The sequence below is a fragment of the Clostridioides sp. ZZV14-6153 genome, assembly GCF_020657855.1.
In the GTDB taxonomy this organism is placed as follows: Bacteria; Bacillota; Clostridia; order Peptostreptococcales; family Peptostreptococcaceae; genus Clostridioides.
Genome location: NZ_JAGWCZ010000013.1, coordinates 45,820 through 68,359, shown reverse-complemented (window position 1 = coordinate 68,359; position 22,540 = coordinate 45,820). Strand labels below are relative to the sequence as shown.

Genomic DNA, 22,540 nt, shown 5'->3' with positions numbered 1-22,540 from the left:
AGATTTAAATGAATGATGTTTTTTTATATCCTTTGCAGAACTCAAAAGAGTATAAAGATATAATAAACTGCATAAAAAATACAAAAGGCTCATTATTGGTTAATGGACTTTTACCAGTACAAAAACCTCATATATCATATTCTATGTTTAATGATTTGTCACGACAAATGATTTTTATCACAAGTAGTGATTTAGAAGCAAAAAAAGTATATGAAGATTTAAATTTTTATGTTGGGGATAAAGTCGAATATTTAGGATTTCAAGATATTTACTTTTATCATTTAGATGCAAAGGACAGAAACGAAGAAGCAAAAAAATTAAAGGTATTGTTAAAACTAGCAAAGAAAGAAAAAATAATTTTAGTAACTTCTATTGAAGCAGTTTTAAGAAAATATATACCAAAACAAGTTTTACTTGATAGTGTATCTCATTACAAAGTGGGGGATAGTTTAGATTTAGAAAAATTAACTGAGAAGTTAGTTTCCTTAGGATATGAAAGAGTTTCAAAAATAGAGGGGTTTGGTCAATTTAGTATAAGAGGTGGAATTATTGACGTATTCTCACTTGAGTATACAAATCCGATTCGTATGGAATTATTTGATGATGAGATAGATTCCATACGAACTTTTGACGTATTTTCTCAAAAATCAATTGATAAGTTACAACAGTTCTCTATAACTCCTTCAAGAGAATTTATTTATCCAGAAAAAACTACAGATGCATTAGTTAGGTTAAAAAAAGAAACAACTAAAAATACTGATGAAGGAACCTTTCAAAATATAGAATATATATCAAGTAAGACTTATTTTGAAGGTGTAGAAAACTATATAGATTATATCTATCCAGAAGAAAACAAAAGTATATTTACTTATCTAGCAGATGATGCAATAGTATTTATCAATGATATAACAAGACTTAAGGAAAGATGTGAAAATTACTTAAATGAGTTTAGAGAAAATTACAAACTAAACCTTGAAAGAGGTTTGGCTGTTAAAAATCAAGGAAAACTATTATACCATTATACAGATTTGGAGTACCTAGTAAAAGACAAGTCTGTAGTCTTAAATTCACTATTACCAAAGTCTATAAATAACTTTTCTGTAAAATCCATAATAAATTTTGAAAGTAGAGAAGTACCTACATTTAATGGAAAAGTAGACTTACTTGTAGAAGAATTAAATCGGCTGAAATACAATGGTTATAAAATAATTTTGGCTACAAATACATTGGAAAGAGCAAATAAATTAGGAAAAGATTTATTGGATAAAGGCTTAGAAACGACTGTTTCTAAAGATAGAGATATTGAAATTAAATCTTCTCAAATTGTAATTGTACCTGCACATATAAATAGTGGTTTTCAGTATAAATCTATAAAATTTGTTGTTATAACAGATAATGAAATGATAGGTGTTTATAAAAGAGCCTCTAAGACTAGTAATAAAAAAGCAAAAAAAGGAAAGAAGATAGAGTCATTTTTAGATTTAAGCGTTGGAGATTATGTAGTACATGAAAATAGTGGTGTAGGTAGATACACAGGAATTGAACAGATTACAGTTAATGCAATCAAAAAAGATTACATGAAAATAGTTTACCAAGGTGGAGATAATTTATATGTACCAATAGACCAGATGGATAAAGTACAAAAATATATTGGTGCAGAGGTAGAAAAAGTTAAGTTAAATAAGCTTGGAACCAATGAGTGGACAAAGGCAAAGGCAAAAGTCAAAAAAGAAATTGAAGATATGACAAAAGACTTAATTGAACTCTATGCAAAACGTGAAAAGATACAAGGGTATAAGTTTTCAAAAGATACACCATGGCAGGCAGAGTTTGAATCCTTGTTTCCATATCAAGAAACAGAAGACCAATTAAAAGCAATAGAGGAAACTAAAAAGGATATGGAATCAAGTAAAGTAATGGATAGACTTGTCTGTGGAGATGTTGGCTATGGAAAAACAGAAGTAGCAATTAGAAGTATTTTTAAGGCATGTATGGACCAAAAACAGGTTGCAGTATTAGTTCCAACAACAATACTGGCTCAACAGCATTACAATACATTTAAAGAAAGGTTTGAAAATTATCCTTTGAGAGTGGAAGTTTTAAGTAGATTCAAGACTCCAAAACAACAAAAGCAGATTATTGAAGATGCTAAAAAAGGGTTAGTAGATATTCTAATTGGTACTCATAGAATAATATCTAAAGATATAAATTTACCAAACTTGGGTCTTGTAGTTATTGATGAGGAGCAAAGATTTGGTGTAAAACACAAAGAAGCTTTAAAGAAAATTAAATCTACAGTAGATGTGCTTACACTTTCAGCAACTCCTATACCAAGAACTCTACATATGTCTTTAAGTGGGATAAGAGATATGAGTGTTATAGAAGAACCCCCACAAGAAAGACATCCTGTAATAACATATGTTACTGAGAGTAAGGAAAGCGTAATTCAAGATGAAATAGAAAGAGAATTAAGTAGAGGTGGACAGGTATTCTTTGTATACAATCGAGTTGAGCATATTGAAGAAATGGCAAGTATGATTCAAAAGCTTGTCCCAGATGCTAGAGTAGCTGTTGCACATGGAAGAATGACTTCTAAGTCACTAGAAAATATAATCTTAGGATTTTTAAATAAAGACTATGATGTGCTAGTGTGTACTACAATAATAGAAACAGGTATGGATATATCCAATGCAAACACCATGATTATATACGATGCAGATAAAATGGGATTAGCTCAGTTATATCAGTTAAGAGGTAGAGTTGGAAGAAGTTCCAGACAAGGATATGCCTATCTCATGTATGAAAAAGATAAAACTTTAAGTGAAATAGCAGAAAAAAGATTAAAGGCTATTAGGGAATTTACAGAATTTGGCTCAGGTTTTAAAATAGCGATGAGAGACCTTGAAATCAGAGGGGCTGGAAATATTTTAGGTTCTCAACAACATGGTCATATGGCAGTTATAGGTTATGATTTATATGTCAAAATGCTTAATGATGCAATTAAAAAGGTTAAAGGTGAGCCTATTGTTGAAGAAATTGATGTTGAAATAGATTTAAGTGTAAATGCATATATTCCAGACAATTATATTAAGGATGAATTGATTAAGATTGAAATGTATAAGAAAATTGCTTCTATTGAAAATAGGGAAGATATGTTGGATATACAAGAAGAACTTGAAGATAGATTCTCTGATATACCTAAACCAGTACAAACACTACTTACAATAGCTTATATAAAATCGTTGTGTAAGATATTAAAAATAGAAAAAATTAGACAAGTAAAAGATGAAATATTATTAGTTCCAATAACAAAGTATAGAACTAAACAAAAAATAGGTTATAATATAGTTACAGAATTAGAAGAACTGTTAGAAAAAATGTGCAAGGTCAAATAACTTGTAAATTTAAGAAGGGATGTTTTAAATTTGAAAAAAGTAATAACGTTAGTAATAGCTATGATAGTTGTAGTATCAATAACAGCTTGTAGCGCAAGCACAGATGGAACTGTAGCAACAGTAAATGGTACAAAAATATCATCAGATGAATTTAAAAAAACTATAGCTCTTTACAAAGATTCTATGGAACAAACTTATGGAAAAGACATCTGGGACAAAGAAGTTGAAAAAGGAGTAAAGTATAAGGACAAGTTTAAAGACTTAATTCTTGAACAACTTATAACTACAGAAGTTATATATTCACAAGCTAAAAAAGATAACTTACTTCCTAAAAAAGAAGATGTTGAAAAAAGTTTTAAAGATTTAAAAGATGCTATGAGTAAAGATGAAAATTATAAAAAACAACTTGAAAAATTAGGTATAGATGATACATTTTTAAAAGACCAACAAGAAAAAGATTTAGCTATGCAAAACTATCAAGCTAATTTTACTAAAGAAACTAAAATATCAGATGAAGAAATGAAAAAATACTATGATGCACATAAAGATGAATTCAAAAAAGATGAGGTAGAAGCTTCTCATATTTTATTAAAAACAGTAGATGACAACAATAAACCACTTTCAGAAGAGAAAAAGGCAGAAGCTAAGAAAAAAGCTGAAGAAGCCCTTAAAGAAGTTAAATCAGGTGAAGATTTTGCAAAGGTTGCAAAGAAATATTCACAAGATGCTTCAGCAAGTGATGGTGGTAAATTAGGATTCTTCTCAAGAGGTCAAATGGTCGCTGAATTTGAAGAAGCAGCATTTTCTATGAAAAAAGGTGAAATATCTAACTTAGTTGAAACTCAATATGGATACCATATAATCAAAGTAACAGACAAAGTAAATGAACAAACCCCATTTGAAGATTCTAAAGAAACTATAAAAGATCAATTATTAAAAAACAAATATCAAGAGAAAATAGAAAAATTAACTAAAGAAGCTAAAGTAGAAAAAGATGAAAAAGTAATAAATACAATCACAATCTAAAAACTAAAAAAATAGTAATATGCTTAAAAAAGCTATATCTGGAGAAGATATAGCTTTTTTTGTATATTTTTCTTAACAATGGTAAAAATAAACTTAAAGTAATTTATGGAGGGATTAAAAAATATGAAAGCAACAGGTATAGTTAGAAGAATAGATGATCTTGGAAGGGTAGTTATCCCAAAGGAGATAAGAAAGACATTAAGAATTAGAGAAGGAGATCCTTTAGAGATATTCACAGCAAAAGATGGAGAAGTCATACTTAAAAAATACTCTCCAATAGGAGAATTAAATGAATTCTCCCAAGAATATGCTGAAACATTAGCAGAAGTATTAGGATATGGTGTATTAATAACCGATTTAGATTCTATAATAGCTGTATCTAAACTTCCTAAAAAAGATTATAAAGAAAAAAGTATAAGTGATGAGTTAGAAGCAATAATAAGTGAAAGAACAGTAAAATACTCAAAAGATAAAAATATTTTACCTTTATTTAAAGAAGACCAAAAGGAATATATTAGTCAAGTTATTATGCCTATAATTAGTGCATCTGGTGACTGTATAGGTTCGATTGTAGTTGTTTCAAAAGATAAAGATACAATTGCAGAAAGTGAAGAAAAATCTTTAAAAATAGCTGCTAACTTTTTAGGAAAACAAGTTCAATAATTTTATCATAAAGACCTTTTACGTGAAGGTCTTTTGAAGTTTTTGTTTAAAATATTGAATATAGCATTAAAAATATGGTATATTAAAGTTTGTTATATAAACAGTATGGAGGTTATGTTATGAACAATAACAAAAACAAAGACTCCTTTTTAAAAGGAGCCCTTATACTTGGGCTAGCAGGTGTAATCGTAAAAATAATGGGTGGATTTTTTAGAATTCCCCTTGGGAACATGATTGGTTCAGAAGGAATGGGATACTATCAGGCTGCTTATCCTGTGTACACTCTATTTTTAACATTAGCTACTGCTGGATTCCCAACAGCTGTGGCAAAATTGGTTTCGGAAAAAGTTGCTATTGGAAATTATAAAGGTGCAAATAAGATATTTAAAGTATCGCATACAGTTTTATTTATAACTGGTATAATATCATTTTGTATATTGTTTTTTGGGGCCGACTACATAGTAACAAACATAATGAAAAATCCTGGTGCATTGTACTCTATGAAAGCTATTGCTCCAGCTTTATTATTTGTTCCAGCGATGTCAGCATATAGAGGATATTTTCAAGGTAGACAAGACATGACTAAGATTGCTGTGTCTCAAGTTGCAGAGCAATTTTTTAGAGTTGTATTAGGTCTTACTTTGGCCTACCTACTTATGAAAAGTTTTGGGCAAACTTTAGGAGCAGCAGGTGCTATATCAGGAGCTACAATAGGTTCAGTAGCATCTATGGTTTATCTGATGTTTGCTTATATGTTAGGAAGAAGAGAACGTAGAGCTGAGATAGATGCGAGTCAAAGGTTCAAGGATGAACAAGTTTCTTATATCTTTAAAAAGCTTTTAACAGTTGCTATTCCGATAACAATAGGTGCATCAGTAATGCCACTTGTAAATATGATAGATAATGTTATTGTAATAAGAAGACTTATGGAAGCAGGCTTTACATATAAAGTAGCAAATTCAATGTTTGGTCAATTGACAGGTATGGCAATGGCAACAATAAATTTACCAGCCGTTATAACAACTGCAATGAGTATGAGCTTAGTTCCAGCTATTTCTAAAGCATATGCATTAGGTAATAAATCAAAGGCTAGAAAAGATACTAAAAATGCTGTTAAGGTGACTTTGCTTATAGTATTACCTTGTGCGTTTGGTATGGCATCATTAGCGATACCAATAATGGGTCTTTTATTTCCACATGAGCCATCATCTGTAGGAACTATCTTGTTTACTCTTACTCCATGTGTACTGTTCCTAGGATTAATACAAACATTAACAGGTATAATTCAAGGAATGGGAAAACCAATAGTTCCCGTAATTGCTCTATGTGTGGGTATGTTATGTAAGATTGTTATAAGTTACACATTGACAGGTATACCAGATATCAATGTATTAGGTTCAGCTTTTGGAACAGTTACAGCATACTTTGTGGCAGCTATGATTAACTTATTATATGTTAAAAAATATATGAATGTAAAATTTCCTAAGAAGGAATTTATAATAAAACCATTTATAACAGTTATGACAATGTTTATAATGGTTAAGTTGAGTTATGGTGCTTTAGTTGGATTATTGGGCAATAGTCTGTCTACAATAATCGCAATAGGTGTTGGTGGGATTGTATATGTAGTAGTTATTCTTGGAATAGGCGGAATTAAAAAAGAAGAGATATTAACTATGCCAAAAGGTGATAAATTATATAAATTGTTAAAAAAAGTTAAACTTATAAGATAATATAGGAATATATATGCAAATAAAGGAAATACTATACAAATAGTAAAGCTCCTTATTTGTATAATAATACAAAAATAAAGTGAAATTTGCTAATGGGAGTGATGTTATGGGTAAGATAAGTATTGTAGGGCTTGGACCAGGAGACTATTCTCTTATAAGCCAAGGTGTACTGGAATCTTTAAAAAATAGCCCTAGAGTCTTTTTTAGAACAGAGAAACATCCAATAATTGATAAACTTAAAGAAACTATACAATACACTTCTTTAGATTACTTTTATGAAAATGAGGAAAACTTTGAGAGTGTTTACTTAAAAATATCTGAATTTATTATAGAAGAATCTACAAAAGGTGATTTAGTATATGCGGTTCCTGGTCATCCAAGGGTCGCAGAAAAGACTGTAAGTATAATAGAGAGACTTGCCGATGAAAAGCACATAAAAGTGGAGATAGTACCTTCTATGAGCTTTGTAGACGCTATGTTTAACTATTTAGCTATAGACCCATCTGATGGATTTAAATTGATAGATGCTTTTGAGATAGAAAACTCATACATAGATTTAGATACAAGTATGATAATAACTCAAGTGTATGATAAATTTATAGCATCAAATGTAAAGTTAAAACTTATGGAATATTATGACTATAATCAAGAAATATGTATAGTAAATGGAGCAGGTGTCAAAGATTTAGAAAGTAAAAAGTTTATAAAATTATGTGAATTAGACAGAAATGAAAACTTTTTTGACTATTTAACTAGCTTATATATACCCAAAAGTTCTAAAAAGATGTATAATACAGTACATGACTTAGAAATAATAGTTAATACATTAAGAAGTCCATCTGGATGTGAATGGGATAAAAAACAAACACATCAATCATTAAAAAATTCTGTTATAGAGGAAGCATATGAACTTTGTAATGCAATTGATAATAATGATATAGATGAAATGGTAGAAGAATTAGGAGATGTTCTTTTACAAGTTATATTCCATTGTCAGATAGGTAATGAGGAAGGCTACTTTGATTTAAAAGAAGTGGTAAATGGTATATGCAAAAAATTAATTCATAGACATCCTCATATATTTAATGGTGTAAAACTAGATATGTCTAAGTTTGAAAAAACTTGGGAAGAGTTAAAGCAAGAAGAAAAAGGCGAAAGCACTGTAACAGATGGCCTTAGAAGAATACCAAAACATTTACCAGCTCTTATGAAGGCTAGTAAAGTTCAACATAAAGCAGCTCTTGTTGGCTTTGATTGGGACAATGTAGAAGATGTATTTAAAAAAATTGAAGAAGAATATCAGGAATTACTTGACGAACACAGGGTCGGGAATATAAAATACATAAAGGAAGAACTAGGCGATTTATTATTTTCGATAGTAAATCTAGCTAGATTTTTAGACATAGACTCAGGAGAAGCCTTGAACTGTACTACAGATAAATTCATAAATAGATTTGAGTTTGTAGAAAAAAGTGCAATGAATTTAAATAGAAAATTAGAAGACATGACACTTGAAGAGATGGATGAATTTTGGAATCAGGCTAAAAAACAATAAAATTGTGGAAGGAAATTTGTCAAAAATCTAGAACTTTTATCAGAAAGATAGGAGTCTATATTATAAACATTTTTAGGAGGTAAATATCGTGAATAAAGCTGAATTAGTATCAAAGATGGCAGAAAAAAGTGGATTAACAAAGAAGGAAGCAGAGGCTGCGTTAAACGCATTTATGAGTTCTGTTCAAGATGCACTAGTAAATAATGAAAAAGTTCAATTAGTTGGATTTGGAACATTTGAGACAAGAGAAAGAGCTGCTAGACAAGGAAGAAATCCAAGAGATCCAGAGCAAATTATAGATATACCAGCTTCTAAAGCACCAGTTTTCAAAGCTGGAAAAGGATTAAAGGATACAATAAATGGATAATTAGAAATCTTGTGAAAAAGTGTGGATAAATTTACCACACTTTTTCTATAGAGCTAAGGAAGGTGATAATTATGAGATTAGATAAGTTTTTAAAAGTATCTAGGATTATAAAGAGAAGAACTGTTGCTAAAGATGCATGTGATAAAGGAATTGTCACTATAAATGGAAAAGTCGCTAAATCTTCTTCAGAAGTGAATATTGGAGATACACTAGAAATACAATTTGGAGAGAAGAAGATGAAGTTTAAGATAAATGAAGTAAGAGAGCATGTATTAAAAAATGATGCAAAAGAAATGTACGAAATTTTAGAATAAAATTAATAGTCCTCTAGTATATTAATAGTAGTATTAGTGAAATATTTACTGGGGGGATATTATGGAACAGAACATAACTTTGAAAGATAGATCAAAGCTGGTTATTTCAGGAGTCGAGCACATATATTCTTTTAATGATAAAAGAGTAGAGCTTAAAACTTCTGTAGGCGAGATGGTAATTGAAGGCGAAAACCTAGATATGAGCAAGCTAAGTATAGACGAAAATATAATTAGCATAGATGGAACTATAAATTCTATGGTATATGCAAAGCCTAAAAAGCCACAAGAAAGTTTTTTGAAAAAGGTATTTAGATAGATGATACCTTTTACTCAAGATGTAAGTATTTTCTACGCTACTATTTATGGTGGAATACTCATAGGAGTGTTGTTTGATTTTTATAGAGGCCTGAGAGGGAGTTTTAAATTCATCAATTATTTTGCAATAATTTTTGATGTATTGTTTTGGTTTCTGGCAACCATTATAATATTTATAACAATAAACCTTACAGAGTTTTTTAATTTAAGATATTACCATTTTGTGGCTTTGTTTATTGGTTTTATTTTATACTATAACACCATAAGTAAAATTGTTTTATCAATTATCAATAAAATAATTCGTTTTGTGAGGAATTCTTTTAAAAAAGTTACACACTACATAGTCAGTTTTTTAAACAATTTGTATTACGTTATAATCTATTCACTACACCTACTATTTGATATTATATTTTATATACCAAACATATTTATGGCAACAAAAAAAAGTATAAAGAGAAAATCAAATAAAAAATCAAAAAACAAGAAAAAATCAAAATCTAAGAAAAAAACTAAAACTAAAAAAAGGGTGTAGGAAAAATGAACTTAAGAAAAAAATTTTCAGGACAAATTATTGTTATCAGTTTATTTTTAGGAATATCAATTTTTAGTATAATGACAGGATTTGTATTTGAGTACGAAAAAGCTAAAGAATATAAAACAGAAATAGCAAGTCTAAATAAACAATTAAAAAAGACTGAAATACAAATAAACAGCTTAAAGAAAGATGAAAAATCATATGAAGGAGACTTAGAAGAAATAGCTAGAAAAAGATTAAACATGGTAAAGCCTAATGAAACCGTTTATGTAGATATAAATCGTTGATTAAAACTGGCTAATAAGTCTACAAGAATATTGATTTTAAAATTTAAGATTAAATAAAAAAGTCATTCAGTTTAAGGATGACTTTTTATTTTGATTAAGGAGGAATTTTATAATGAAAATAGGAGCTATTGATATTGGGACGAACTCAATGAGATTGTTGATAGTAGATTATGTGGATGGAAAGCTTATAAATAGAAAAAAATTTGTTAATACAACTAGAATTGGGCAAGGCGTAGATAGCAAAGGATATATAAAGGAAGATGCGATTCAAAGAAATATAAAAGCATTAAAAGAATTCTCTGACAAGTGTAATGATGAAAAATGTGAAAATATTTATTGTATGGGGACATCTGCCCTTAGAGATAGTAAAAATGGAGATTACTTTGTTAAACTAGCAAAAGAAGAAGCTGGTATAGATGTTGATATAGTTACGGGTATAGAAGAATCAAATTTGGGCTTTAAAGGTGTTTTAGAAGGTATACAAGAGGATAATGATATTATTGTTATAGATATTGGAGGAGGTTCAACAGAGTTTATTATAGGTGATTCAGATGGAATTAAATTTAATAAAAGTGAAAATGTAGGAGCTCTTAGAATGACAGAGAAATTTTTGAAACACGATATTATTGAAAATGAAGAGTTTGAAGCTATGAGTTCATTTATATATAATGAAATTAGTGAGACTTTAAATTACATAAAAGAAAAGGGATTAAAAACTCTTATAGGTATAGGAGGTACAATCACATCATTGTCAGCAATGAATCAAGAATTAGAAATTTACTCTATGGAAAAAATACATAACAGTAAAATATGCAAAAAAGAAATAGAAGAAATTCTACAAAAATTAATAAAGATGACATTAAGTGATAAAAAGAACTTAAAAGGGCTACAAGAAAAACGTGCGGATATTATAACTGCTGGTGTAAAAATATTGAATATAATAATGGAAAAATTAGAAATAGAAGAAATAACCGTAAGTGAATACGATAATTTGGAAGGCCTAATATGTCAAAAGTCAAAAAAAATGTATTAATATTTTTTGATATTTGGAACCGATTATGACAAAAAAAATTACTCCTCTTTGTTACAATTCTTAATATAAACAAAAGAGGAGGTTTTTTTATGCAAAGAAGTGTAGCAGTTGTAAAGAACAAAACTGTAAAACCAAATGTCATAAAATTAATAAGCGGATATATTGATTTTACTACGGCGGCATTCGCTGTAATGGGATTTTTACTTAGTAGGTCTATTATAGTAGACTCTGTAGCTCCTTTAGGAATTGCCTTTTTTATATGTGCATCAAAGATTGATAAGTATAAGATACCTGTATTTATATCAACATTAATAGGAATATTGTTATCATTCAATGATTTTGGAAATGTAGCAAAATATGCTGTGTGCCTTACAATATTTATGGCATTAAATAAGAAACTAAAACTATTAGATTCAATTGCCAAAATGGCGTTTATAGGTGCAATAGTATTACTTCCAATTTCCATGGGACAAGCTTTCTTTTCAGATAGGTGTGTATATAATTTGCTTGTTGCAGGTGTAGAAGCAATAATAATGTTTATATCTATATATGTATTTTCTTATGGTATAGGTTTAATGGCCAATGTCAACAATAGGATGTCTGTACGGACAGAAGAAGCCATATCAATAAGTTTACTGCTAACCTTTAGTATAATGGGGATAGGAGATATATCTTTGTTTGGAATATCGATAAGGACCATTTTGTCAACTGTATTGATATTACTGACCTCAATAGTAGGTGGAGCTACTATGGGAGCATCTAGTGGTGTAATTATTGGTGTGGCATCTATTTTAAATAATATGACATCAGCTATTTATATGGGTATATATTCTTTTTCAGGATTAATAAGTGGTGCATTTAATAAGATAAACAAATATTTCTGTATATTAGGATATATTCTAAGTTGGACAATAATATACCTATATACTTCTGGTATTACTTCAAACATGATGCAACTAAGAGATATATTGTTAGGGTGTTTGATAGTGCTTGTGTTGCCAGAAAGATTATTCAATAAGATTGAAAAATTAATAAAAAGTAATGTAGCTTCAAATGAAATTGTATACGATTATATTATGAGAAGCAAAAACTTAACGAATAGTCGATTAAATAGTATATATAAAACTTATGATGACCTTGCAGATACATTTGATAAGATAAGAGAAAAGGATAAAGTGTTAGACCAAAGAGACATAGCGAATGTAATAGATATGATTCATAATGATGAATGTAAAAGTTGTAGTATGAGAAGAATGTGTTGGGAATCAAGATTTAATCATACATACACTATGATATATAATATTCTTGAAAAAATTGAAGAGAAAGGAGAATTAAGTGTAAACGATATACCTAAAAATTTTAGAAAGGAATGTATGAAGCCAGAATCAATAGTGAAAATATCAAATCACTATTACAAAATGTTTGTATTAGATTATGATTGGAGTGTGAAGTTTTCAGAAAGTAGAAAATTAATAGCAAACCAGATAAGAAGTATTTCAAAATCAATTAAATCGCTGTCTCAGGACTTAGAGGGCGATATAATGTTGGATATAGAGAAAGAAAAAAATATATATGAACAATTAGAGAGATATGATATAACTGTTGATAAAGTAAGTTACTTAACAAAGAGTAACAGCGAATTTGAAATATCAATAGAAAAGAAGACTTGTAACGATGGTTGCATGTGTGAAAATAAAATTGTAGATATAATTTCAGACCTAGTAGGAGAGAATATGTCTGTTAGAAAAATAGGATGTCACTGTTTAGGAGGTAAATGTAAAGCAACATTTGTTAAGTCTCAAAAATATAAGGCTGTTACAGAAGTTTCAGCAATGTCTAGGGATGGACATATCCTTTGTGGAGATAATTACACATATATGGAGATAAATGATGGCAAATATATGATGGCTATAAGCGATGGTATGGGAAAGGGTAAAAAAGCTTATGAAGAGTCTTCTGCTACTATTGATATACTAGAAAAAATGATAGATGCAAAGATTAAAGATGAAATAGTCATAGATACTATAAATAATATGTTGTTATTAAAGTCTTCAGAAGAAATGTTTTCAACTCTCGATTTAGGTATTTTAGATTTAAAACGAGGTTGTTTAGAAACTATAAAGATGGGAGCATGTTCTACCTATATAAAAAGAGAGGATGGAGAAGTTGATTTAATATCATCATCATCTTTACCTGTTGGTATATTATCAGATGTAAAGATTGATAGAAAAAATGTAAAAGTTAAGGAAGGGGACTATGTTATAATGGTTTCTGATGGAATTGTAGATGCAGGAAGAAATAACAATTTAGGCGATAATTGGTTAATATATTTCTTAAAAAATATAGAAACTACTAATCCAAAGGAAATTTCAAATTTAATATTAGATAGAGCATTGGAGTTACAAGCGTTACAAATCGAAGATGACATGACTGTTCTAGTTACAAAAATATGTACAAAATAAAATTTATAAATTTCTGTGTATAATATGTGGATAACTTGTGTATAATATGTTAATAGACTTTTGAAAAAAGTAAAGTTATTAACAAAAAAAACGTATAAATCAACAAAATTTGTTGATAAGTATGGCATAAATGTTAATAAAATGTAAAAAAAGAAAAAATGAAAGCTATTATCAAAAGAGATTCATGTTGAAATAACTAAATTTCTAAGCAAGTAAAGCCTGTGAATATGTTGATTATTATGTGGATAACTATTAATTCGATATTTATTTATATAGTATGAATAATTGAATAATATATCTAAAAAAAGCCATCCTATTATTAAGTAAACTTATTGAAAGGATGGCTTTTTATGAATAGGAAATTGTGCAAAGCAATAATACCTTTATTTATCTCTATTTTTTGCATGTTAATAATAAGTATAAAAGCTGACCAAGGATATCAAAAAAATAATGATAGAGCAATTACTGTCATGAATAATGATACTGAAGATGATGCTGAAAAAAAACAAGAAATAGATTATGAAAAAACATGTTGGAATTTACAGTCTCTATTTAAAAGTGATGACCAATGGAAAAAAGAACTTAAGAGTTTTAATAAAGATACAAAAGAACTTAAAAATTACATAGGTAAAGTTACAAAGTCACCAACGCATTTGTCTTTTGCGTTAGATATCAAAGAGAAACTTGATATAAGATTAAATAAACTTTCTGCCTATGTAAAATTAAAACAAGATACTAATAAAAATTCATATAAATATTTAGATATGAGTGATAGTATGGGTAAATCTTATGGAGACTATATGGGGATTTGCTCAGATTTAGAGTTAGAGATATTAAAATTATCAAATAGAGATTATAAGAAGATTATTTCAAATAAAAATATAAATAGAAAATATGGTGTATATTTAAGAGATATAAGAAGAAATAAAGTACATTATTTGGATGATAAATCAGAAGATATTCTAAGTAAAGTGTCTTCAATAAGTAGTCTTCCAAGTCAAGTATATGAATTATTTAGAAATATGGATAGAAAAACTAATTTGACACCAGCTCAATATGCAAGTGAATTGGAATCTCCAGATAGAGAAAATAGAAAAAAAGCTTATCAAGATGAACTCATTACTTATAATGATAATATAAATACAATTGCGGGCTTGATTACTGGCCAAGTTAAAAAGAATATATTTTATTCTCAGGAAAGAGGTTATGAGTCGTCTTTAGAAATGTATTTAGAATCTGATAATGTAGATGAAAAAGTATACAATAATTTAATAAGAACTGTAAACAGTAATATGGATAGTTTACACAAATATATAGACTTAAGAAAAAAAGTCTTAAAGTTGGATAAGGTTCACTCATATGATATGTCTGTACCTATAGTTAAAGCTGTTGATAGTAATATCAACTATGAAAAAGCACAAAGTATAGTATATTCAGCATTATCACCTTTGGGAAAAGAATACAATGATGTGGTATACAAAGCGTTTAATGAAAAATGGATAGATGTTTATTCACATGAAAATAAAGTAAGTGGTGGATATTGCTTATCTGTCTATGAAAATCATCCATATATACTTTTAAATTATAATAATTCATTAGGCTCAGTTTCAACTTTATCACATGAATTAGGTCATGCTGTATATGAATATTTAAGTTCTAAGAATCAAAATTATTTTAATTCAAATCCATCTATATTTACTCATGAAGTTGCGTCTACTACTAATGAGGCATTACTTTATGAGATGCTTATAAGAGAATCTAAAAGTAATGGAGAGAAAGCCTATTATATAACACAATATCTAGACTTAATAAAGGATACTCTTTATACACAAACTATGTATGCTGAATTTGAAAAAACTATACATGAATTAGTAGAAAAAGGAAAAAGTGTAAATGCATTAGTGTTAAACGATGCTTGGGGACAACTTCTTAAGAAGTATTATGGGCAAAACTATGAATTAGACCAATTATCTAAGGTCGGATGGGCAAGAATCCCACATTTTTATAATAGTTTTTATGTCTATAAATATGCTACAGGTTGTAGTGCAGGAGTGAGTTTCGCCCAAGATATACTAAAAAATGGCTCAGATAATTATATAAATTTTCTTAAAAAAGGAAGCTCAGATTATCCAATAGACTTATTAAAAGGAAGTGGGATAAATTTAACTAATACAAAACCTATAGAAAATACAATAAAAAAATTTGACAGCTTAGTAGCAGAACTTGAAAAGCTATTATAAAAGATTTATTATAATCCACATGGAAAATATATCGAATTAATGTTAAAATATACTAAAAGTTTAAAGTCCTATTATATAATAGGACTTTTTATCTATTAATTAGTGGGAGATGATTCTATGCAAGTTAAAGTTAAAAAAGCTGTAATACCAGCAGCAGGTTTAGGTACTAGATTTTTGCCAGCGACAAAGGCACAACCAAAAGAAATGTTACCAATAGTTGATAAACCAACTCTACAATACATAATAGAAGAGGCTGTAGCTTCAGGAATAGAGGAAATACTAATAATAACAGGCAGAAATAAAAAATCTATTGAAGACCACTTTGATAAATCTGTAGAATTAGAACTTGATTTAGAAAAAAAAGGTAAAAAAGAGTTGTTAGAAATAGTACAAAACATATCTAACATGATTAATATACATTATATAAGACAGAAAGAACCAAAAGGACTGGGAGATGCGATTTATTGTGCTAGACACTTTATAGGTGATGAGCCTTTTGCTGTAATGCTAGGAGATGACATTGTAGACAATGATGTGCCTTGTTTAAAACAATTAACAGACGCATATGAAGAGTATAGAACTACAATATTAGGTGTGCAAAAAGTGAATCCAGAAGATACTAATAAATATGGTATAATAGAAGCTAAAAATATAGAGGGCAGGGTTTATAAAGTAAAAGATATGGTAGAAAAACCAGAATCAGGGAAGGCACCTTCAAATATAGCTATTTTAGGTAGGTATATAATAACTCCCGAAATATTTGATATCCTTAAGGATTTACCTCCAGGCAAAGGTGGAGAAGTACAACTTACAGATGCTTTAAAAGTATTATCTAAAAAGGAAGCCATGTATGCATATAACTTTGAGGGTAAGAGATATGATGTTGGTGATAAATTAGGATTTTTAGAAGCGACTGTCGATTTTGCTCTAAAGAAAGAAGACCTTAAGGAAGATTTTATTAAGTATCTAAGACATGTTTGTAATGAATTTGATAAAGATGTCAATGTGTTATACAATAATACAAATGAAGAAATAGATTCAGATAAGATTTGCGAAATTAAGGAGCTCGAAATTCAAAAATAATTAGGAAAGGTGATGTAGTGTGGCAAAATCAGGTCAAAAAAAGATTAATAGAATAATAGCTGTTGGGATTGTGGGTGTTCTTGTATTAACAAGTATAACAGCTGTTTTAAGTATGATTGCAGCTATGTTATAGAAATAAATAACTACTGTGGTATACATAAATATAAAAACCATATATAACTTGATGTAGTCAAAAATTTACAGAATTCTAGTTATATATGGTTTTTAGAATTTATAAAGATAAAAAATAATTTTTATAACAGTTGCATATTTTAAGGGAAAATATTATTATAAGATATAAATATAGTGATAAATTTATAGAAGCGTGCTAAGATTGGACTTGAGATATAATAAATATAATGGACAATAATGTTTTAAATTTTATTTATTGACCATAATGTATAAATAGTGATATTATTAGACTTAACTGTTTGAATAAAACTTTTCTTTTTCATGCCTTCAATTTCCAAAAAAAGTATATATATAAATGAATATATAGATGAGGAGGATTTTTTTGATTTTAGATGATAAAGTATTAGAAGGATTGGGTAGTAAAACATTAGTTGAACTACGAGAAATAGCAAAAGAATTAAAAATAAAATCAATTACTACATATAAGAAAAATGAGCTAATTGAGATTATAAATTCTAAGAGCAAGAATGAAGTAAAAACAAATGAGATAAAAGCAAATGAAGAAATTAAAGATAAAGATAAAAATGAAAATATAAAAGAAGACATGAAAAATAGAAAAGAAAATATAGAGAACGAAAGCATAGAAAAAGAAGTTGAATATAAGAGCCCTGCCAAATCATATAACAAAAAAGAAATAGATAATCAGAATATTTCCCAAAGCCAAGATAACAGAAACCAAAAAAATGATTATAATAAGACATCAAGTACAAATGATTACAATAAGGCATCAAATACATGTAATAGAATGGTCAGAAATAATAATAAAAACTATTATATGCCTAAACAAGTAGATGAATCTAAGATAGTAGATGAATTTAACACATCAAAGGAAGATGAAGTAGTCGGTGTACTTGAGATTTTACCAGATGGATTTGGTTTTTTAAGAGGCTCAAATTATTTATCTACTGAAGGAGATGTATATGTTTCACCATCTCAAATAAGAAGATTTAATATGAAAACAGGAGATAAGATTAAGGGTATAACTAGACATCCAAAAAGTGGAGAAAAGTTTAGAGCACTTTTATATGTTCAAAAGATAAATGATGAGAACCCTGATACAGCTATACAAAGAAATGCATTTGAGACATTGACACCAATCTTTCCAGAAGAACGACTTACACTGGAGACAAATAGAAATGAGATAGCCACAAGAATTATAGATTTAATTTCTCCTATAGGTAAAGGACAAAGAGGATTGATAGTTGCACCTCCAAAAGCTGGGAAAACAATTCTTTTAAAAAGTGTCGCAAACAGTATAGCTAAAAACCATCCAAATGTTGAACTTATAGTCCTTCTTATAGATGAAAGACCAGAGGAAGTTACTGATATGAAGGAGTCTATTGAAGGAGATGTTATATATTCTACTTTTGACCAAGTATCAAGTCATCATGTTAAGGTTGCAGAAATGGTATTAAATAGAGCTCAAAGACTAGTTGAACACGGTAAAGATGTAGTAATCTTACTAGACAGTATAACTAGACTTGCAAGAGCATATAACCTTACAATATCTCCTACAGGTAGAACTTTATCTGGAGGTATTGACCCTGGTGCACTTCATGGACCTAAAAAATTCTTTGGAGCTGCTAGAAATATAAGACAAGGTGGTTCTTTGACAATACTAGGAACAGCACTAGTTGAAACTGGCTCTAGAATGGATGATGTAATTTTCGAGGAATTTAAAGGTACAGGAAATATGGAATTACATTTAGATAGAAAATTAGCTGAAAAAAGGATATTCCCTGCAATTGATATTTATAAGTCTGGGACAAGAAGAGATGACTTATTGCTTGATGATGAAGAAAAAACAGCTCTTTGGAGATTAAGAAGAGAAATGAGTAATAATTCAGTGATGGAAATTACAGATAAAGTCATTGAACTTATAAAAAGAACTAAAGACAATAAAGAATTTGTAAAATCGATAAAGAGTTTGTAAAATCAAGGAATAATTGTAAAAATAGATTATATAAAGTAATAGAAAAATCACTTGAATGGCATAATAAGTTGTGCTATAATAATGTAGTTGATAATGTAAAAAGAAAGTTAATATAATTAATTTTTTTAAATAAAGAGAAGAGGTGACTATAATGCAAAAGGAAATACAACCAAAATACAATCCAGTTGAAGTGCGTTGTGCTTGTGGGAACACATTTGTTGCTGGTTCAACTAAGGACGAAATAAAAGTTGAAATATGTTCAGAGTGCCATCCATTCTATACAGGAAAACAAAAGAACATAGAAAAAGGTGGAAGAATCGACAAATTCAAAAAAAGATTCAAAATGGACTAATTTTTATAAAAATGGAGTTGGAGGAAGCCAACTCCTATTTTATTACAAAAAAAGATTCATATTCTACTTTAAATTGTCTTTTTGTATTATAATAATAAATATGTTAAATCAAGTATTTAAAATGCAATTGAATGAGGTGAGTGGATGGGAAAACAATCTGTAGGTGGTCAAGCTGTTATTGAAGGCGTAATGATGCAATCAAAAGATAAAAGAGCTGTAGCTGTTAGAAAAAGTGACGGAGAAATAGCCTTAAAAGAAGATAGAATAAAAAGTTGGGTAAGAGATAAGAATATAGATAAGATACCTTTTATTAGAGGTTCTTTTGTTATGATAGATACAATGATTCAAGGAATAAAGAGTTTGAACTTTTCTTCAGAGTTCTTTATGGAAGAAGCTGAAGAGGACAAATTTGATTTATTTATGAAGAAGATTTTTAAAGACAAGGCAAATGATATACTTATAGTCTTTTCCTTGGTTATAGCGATGATACTTTCTGCTGGTTTATTTATTTTTATACCTACACTAGTAGGAGGGGCTTTTTCTAAGGTAATACCTAGTGATTTTATGCTCAATTTAATAGAAGGTATTATAAGGATAGTTATATTATTTGCATATATAGTATTAATTTCTAGAAGTAAGGATATAGAAAGAGTATTTCAATATCATGGTGCAGAGCATAAATCTATATATTGTTATGAAAATAATTTGGAACTTACAGTAGAAAATGCTAGAAAATTTAAAAGGCTTCATCCTAGATGTGGTACAAATTTTTTATTTATAGTTATGGCTGTATCAATAATATTGTTTGCATTTTTTGGTTGGCCAAATCCAATACTTAGGATATTTATGAGAATCATATGTGTTCCTATAGTAGCAGGATTATCTTATGAAGTAATTAGAATTCTTGGAAGATATGACAATAGATTCACTAAGATTATTGCATATCCAGGTATGATGTTGCAATACTTTACAACTAAAGAGCCTGATGATGAGCAGTTAGAAGTAGCTTTAGAAGCATTAAAGGCAGTAGTAGATTAAAGAAAAGGGTATTTATTATGACGATAAAAGATATAATTATTAAATATTCAGAGGAATTTAAAGATATAAGTGATACTCCAAGACTAGATACAGAATTGTTATTACAAAAAGCATTAGGTGATGTTGATAGATTGTATATTCACTTAAATCTAAATAAGGAATTAGCTGAAGAACAGAAAACAAAATTTATAGGTTTTGCAGAAGAAAGAATAAATGGAAGACCAATAGCATATATAGTTGAAAAGAGAGAGTTTATGGGGCTAGATTTCTTTGTTAAGGAAGGAGTATTAATCCCAAGACCAGATACAGAAACTTTAGTAGAAGAAATAATTGAAATATGTAAAGATGGAAAAAATGTAAGCATACTAGATATAGGTACTGGTTCAGGTGCTATTACAGTCAGTTTAGCAAAATACATTGAAAATTCCAATGTGACATCTTTTGATATATCAGAAATAGCTCTAGAAATAGGAAAGAAAAATGCTATTATAAATGAAGTTGATGAAAAAATAGAGTACATCAAATCAGATTTATTTACAGCATTAAATGATAGTAATATAAAATTTGATATTATAGTTTCAAATCCACCATATATAAAAAAGCAAGATATAGAAACATTACACACACAAGTTAAGGATTATGAGCCATATAATGCGCTTGAGGGTGGAGAAGATGGATTGGATTTTTATAGAAAAATAACAGAACAAGGAAAGAAATATTTAAATGAATGTGGAATATTAGCATATGAAGTTGGTCATAATCAAGCTGAAGATGTAATTAATATTATGAAAAGTAATGGATATAAACAAATATATACAAAGAAGGATATACAAGGCATTGATAGAGTTGTTATAGGCTACAATATATGATATAATCAACAATTGATATGTTACATTTAATCGAGGTGAAAGTATGTTAAAAAAATTAGAGGTATTGGAAGATACATATAAAGACTTAAGTGAAAAAATAGGTGATCCTGATGTAATAAATGATCAAAAAGTTTGGCAAAAGTATATAAAAGAACATGCTGACTTAGAGCCTATTGTCATGAAATACAGAGAGTATAAAAGTGTTTTAGATAGTATAAAGGAATCAAAAGAAATTTTACAAGAAGAGTCAGACGAAGAGTTAAGAGAATTAGCAAAAATGGAGTTATCTGAAATGGAAGAAAAAGTAACTCCAATAGAAGAAGAAATAAAAATACTACTATTACCTAAAGACCCTAACGATGATAAGAACGTTATAGTTGAAATTAGAGGTGGAGCTGGAGGAGATGAAGCAGCTCTATTTGCAGGTGATTTATTTAGAATGTATTCGAGATATGCTGAGAGAAGAAGATGGAAAATAGAATTATTAAGTGCTAGTGATACTGGAGTGGGTGGATATAAAGAAGTATCTTTTATGATAAAAGGTAAAGGAGCTTACTCAAGATTAAAGTATGAATCTGGAGTTCATAGAGTTCAAAGGATACCATCAACTGAATCTGGTGGAAGAATACACACATCAACTTCTACTGTTGCAGTATTACCAGAAGTTGAAGATGTAGAAGTTGACATAAATCCAAATGACTTAAGAATAGACGTTTTCCGTTCTTCAGGTAATGGAGGGCAAAGTGTCAATACTACTGACTCTGCTGTTAGGGTAACACACATACCTACAGGTGAAGTAGTATCTTGCCAAGATGGAAAATCACAATTAAAAAATAAAGAGCAAGCTTTAAAAATATTAAAAGCTAGACTTTACGATAAAGCATTGGCAGAACAACACAAAGATATAGCAGCAGAAAGAAAAAGCCAAGTCGGAACTGGTGACAGATCAGAAAGAATAAGAACATATAATTTCCCTCAAGGTAGAATAAGTGACCATAGAATAAATTTAACTTTATATAAGCTAGATGCATTCTTAGATGGGGATATAGATGAAATGATAGACGCTTTAATTACTGTTGACCAAACAGAAAAAATGACTGCAATATAAGGAATGTTTTAAAAGAGCTGTTTCTTTCTAGAAATTATTT

At 28.9% G+C, this 22,540-nt stretch carries 19 protein-coding genes; all 19 read left to right on the top strand.

Annotated elements, in window-relative coordinates:
- The first annotated feature begins 8 nt into the window (after window positions 1-8).
- The 19 genes from mfd to prfA all read left to right on the top strand — a co-directional run bounded on the left by mfd (window position 9) and on the right by prfA (window position 22,500).
- Window positions 9-3,395, top strand: coding sequence for a transcription-repair coupling factor (gene mfd, locus KGF46_RS15145; RefSeq protein ID WP_227829099.1), 3,387 nt, complete (start codon window positions 9-11; stop codon window positions 3,393-3,395).
- 30 nt (window positions 3,396-3,425) lie between these two features.
- Entirely contained in the window at window positions 3,426-4,421 is a 996-nt protein-coding gene (locus tag KGF46_RS15140) for a peptidylprolyl isomerase (protein ID WP_227829098.1), read from the top strand.
- Between the two features lie 123 nt (window positions 4,422-4,544).
- Window positions 4,545-5,084, top strand: coding sequence for a stage V sporulation T C-terminal domain-containing protein (locus tag KGF46_RS15135; protein ID WP_227436300.1), 540 nt, complete (start codon window positions 4,545-4,547; stop codon window positions 5,082-5,084).
- A gap of 119 nt (window positions 5,085-5,203) precedes the next feature.
- Complete coding sequence (locus tag KGF46_RS15130) at window positions 5,204-6,817, top strand: polysaccharide biosynthesis protein (protein ID WP_227829097.1); 1,614 nt, start codon at window positions 5,204-5,206, stop codon at window positions 6,815-6,817.
- 106 nt (window positions 6,818-6,923) lie between these two features.
- Window positions 6,924-8,372: a nucleoside triphosphate pyrophosphohydrolase gene (mazG, locus tag KGF46_RS15125; protein WP_227829096.1), complete on the top strand. Its 1,449-nt coding sequence runs from the start codon at window positions 6,924-6,926 to the stop codon at window positions 8,370-8,372.
- An 88-nt stretch (window positions 8,373-8,460) separates the two neighbouring features.
- Window positions 8,461-8,739, top strand: a complete 279-nt coding sequence (locus KGF46_RS15120) for an HU family DNA-binding protein (RefSeq protein ID WP_227436295.1) — start codon at window positions 8,461-8,463, stop codon at window positions 8,737-8,739.
- Between the two features lie 71 nt (window positions 8,740-8,810).
- Window positions 8,811-9,053, top strand: a complete 243-nt coding sequence (locus KGF46_RS15115) for an RNA-binding S4 domain-containing protein (protein WP_227436285.1) — start codon at window positions 8,811-8,813, stop codon at window positions 9,051-9,053.
- A gap of 61 nt (window positions 9,054-9,114) precedes the next feature.
- Window positions 9,115-9,369 (top strand): YabP/YqfC family sporulation protein, encoded by a 255-nt coding sequence (locus KGF46_RS15110; RefSeq protein ID WP_003421411.1) that lies wholly within the window; start codon window positions 9,115-9,117, stop codon window positions 9,367-9,369.
- Window positions 9,370-9,900 (top strand): spore cortex biosynthesis protein YabQ, encoded by a 531-nt coding sequence (gene yabQ, locus KGF46_RS15105; RefSeq protein ID WP_227829095.1) that lies wholly within the window; start codon window positions 9,370-9,372, stop codon window positions 9,898-9,900.
- Between the two features lie 5 nt (window positions 9,901-9,905).
- The gene (locus KGF46_RS15100; protein ID WP_227436281.1) at window positions 9,906-10,190 is read left to right on the top strand and encodes an FtsB family cell division protein; all 285 of its coding nucleotides are present in this window, start codon (window positions 9,906-9,908) and stop codon (window positions 10,188-10,190) included.
- A 112-nt stretch (window positions 10,191-10,302) separates the two neighbouring features.
- Window positions 10,303-11,223, top strand: a complete 921-nt coding sequence (locus KGF46_RS15095; RefSeq protein WP_227829094.1) for a Ppx/GppA phosphatase family protein — start codon at window positions 10,303-10,305, stop codon at window positions 11,221-11,223.
- Window positions 11,224-11,312: 89 nt separating this feature from the next.
- Window positions 11,313-13,685, top strand: coding sequence for a stage II sporulation protein E (gene spoIIE, locus KGF46_RS15090; RefSeq protein ID WP_227829093.1), 2,373 nt, complete (start codon window positions 11,313-11,315; stop codon window positions 13,683-13,685).
- Window positions 13,686-14,035: 350 nt separating this feature from the next.
- Window positions 14,036-15,925 (top strand): oligoendopeptidase F, encoded by a 1,890-nt coding sequence (gene pepF / locus KGF46_RS15085; protein WP_227829092.1) that lies wholly within the window; start codon window positions 14,036-14,038, stop codon window positions 15,923-15,925.
- Between the two features lie 117 nt (window positions 15,926-16,042).
- Window positions 16,043-17,008, top strand: a complete 966-nt coding sequence (gene galU, locus KGF46_RS15080; RefSeq protein ID WP_227839024.1) for a UTP--glucose-1-phosphate uridylyltransferase GalU — start codon at window positions 16,043-16,045, stop codon at window positions 17,006-17,008.
- 499 nt (window positions 17,009-17,507) lie between these two features.
- Window positions 17,508-19,133 carry a transcription termination factor Rho gene (gene rho, locus KGF46_RS15075; protein ID WP_227842869.1) on the top strand — a complete coding sequence of 542 codons (1,626 nt, stop codon included), beginning with the start codon at window positions 17,508-17,510 and terminating at the stop codon, window positions 19,131-19,133.
- Window positions 19,134-19,284: 151 nt separating this feature from the next.
- Window positions 19,285-19,485 (top strand): 50S ribosomal protein L31, encoded by a 201-nt coding sequence (gene rpmE / locus KGF46_RS15070; RefSeq protein ID WP_003421397.1) that lies wholly within the window; start codon window positions 19,285-19,287, stop codon window positions 19,483-19,485.
- 144 nt (window positions 19,486-19,629) lie between these two features.
- Window positions 19,630-20,523 (top strand): DUF1385 domain-containing protein, encoded by an 894-nt coding sequence (locus KGF46_RS15065; RefSeq protein WP_227829089.1) that lies wholly within the window; start codon window positions 19,630-19,632, stop codon window positions 20,521-20,523.
- A 17-nt stretch (window positions 20,524-20,540) separates the two neighbouring features.
- The gene (gene prmC, locus KGF46_RS15060; RefSeq protein WP_227829088.1) at window positions 20,541-21,392 is read left to right on the top strand and encodes a peptide chain release factor N(5)-glutamine methyltransferase; all 852 of its coding nucleotides are present in this window, start codon (window positions 20,541-20,543) and stop codon (window positions 21,390-21,392) included.
- 43 nt (window positions 21,393-21,435) lie between these two features.
- A complete protein-coding gene (prfA, locus tag KGF46_RS15055) occupies window positions 21,436-22,500 on the top strand; it encodes a peptide chain release factor 1 (protein ID WP_227829087.1) in 1,065 nt (354 codons plus the stop codon).
- The last annotated feature ends 40 nt before the right edge of the window (window positions 22,501-22,540 follow it).

Bases quoted from the DNA above. Each gene is read 5' to 3' on its own strand.
- mfd (WP_227829099.1), top strand. From the start codon at position 9: ATGAATGATGTTTTTTTATATCCTTTGCAGAACTCAAAAGAGTATAAA.
- KGF46_RS15135 (WP_227436300.1), top strand. From the start codon at position 4,545: ATGAAAGCAACAGGTATAGTTAGAAGAATAGATGATCTTGGAAGGGTA.
- KGF46_RS15130 (WP_227829097.1), top strand. From the start codon at position 5,204: ATGAACAATAACAAAAACAAAGACTCCTTTTTAAAAGGAGCCCTTATA.
- mazG (WP_227829096.1), top strand. From the start codon at position 6,924: ATGGGTAAGATAAGTATTGTAGGGCTTGGACCAGGAGACTATTCTCTT.
- KGF46_RS15115 (WP_227436285.1), top strand. From the start codon at position 8,811: ATGAGATTAGATAAGTTTTTAAAAGTATCTAGGATTATAAAGAGAAGA.
- KGF46_RS15110 (WP_003421411.1), top strand. From the start codon at position 9,115: ATGGAACAGAACATAACTTTGAAAGATAGATCAAAGCTGGTTATTTCA.
- yabQ (WP_227829095.1), top strand. From the start codon at position 9,370: ATGATACCTTTTACTCAAGATGTAAGTATTTTCTACGCTACTATTTAT.
- KGF46_RS15100 (WP_227436281.1), top strand. From the start codon at position 9,906: ATGAACTTAAGAAAAAAATTTTCAGGACAAATTATTGTTATCAGTTTA.
- KGF46_RS15095 (WP_227829094.1), top strand. From the start codon at position 10,303: ATGAAAATAGGAGCTATTGATATTGGGACGAACTCAATGAGATTGTTG.
- spoIIE (WP_227829093.1), top strand. From the start codon at position 11,313: ATGCAAAGAAGTGTAGCAGTTGTAAAGAACAAAACTGTAAAACCAAAT.
- pepF (WP_227829092.1), top strand. From the start codon at position 14,036: ATGAATAGGAAATTGTGCAAAGCAATAATACCTTTATTTATCTCTATT.
- galU (WP_227839024.1), top strand. From the start codon at position 16,043: ATGCAAGTTAAAGTTAAAAAAGCTGTAATACCAGCAGCAGGTTTAGGT.
- rho (WP_227842869.1), top strand. From the start codon at position 17,508: ATGAGGAGGATTTTTTTGATTTTAGATGATAAAGTATTAGAAGGATTG.
- rpmE (WP_003421397.1), top strand. From the start codon at position 19,285: ATGCAAAAGGAAATACAACCAAAATACAATCCAGTTGAAGTGCGTTGT.
- KGF46_RS15065 (WP_227829089.1), top strand. From the start codon at position 19,630: ATGGGAAAACAATCTGTAGGTGGTCAAGCTGTTATTGAAGGCGTAATG.
- prmC (WP_227829088.1), top strand. From the start codon at position 20,541: ATGACGATAAAAGATATAATTATTAAATATTCAGAGGAATTTAAAGAT.
- prfA (WP_227829087.1), top strand. From the start codon at position 21,436: ATGTTAAAAAAATTAGAGGTATTGGAAGATACATATAAAGACTTAAGT.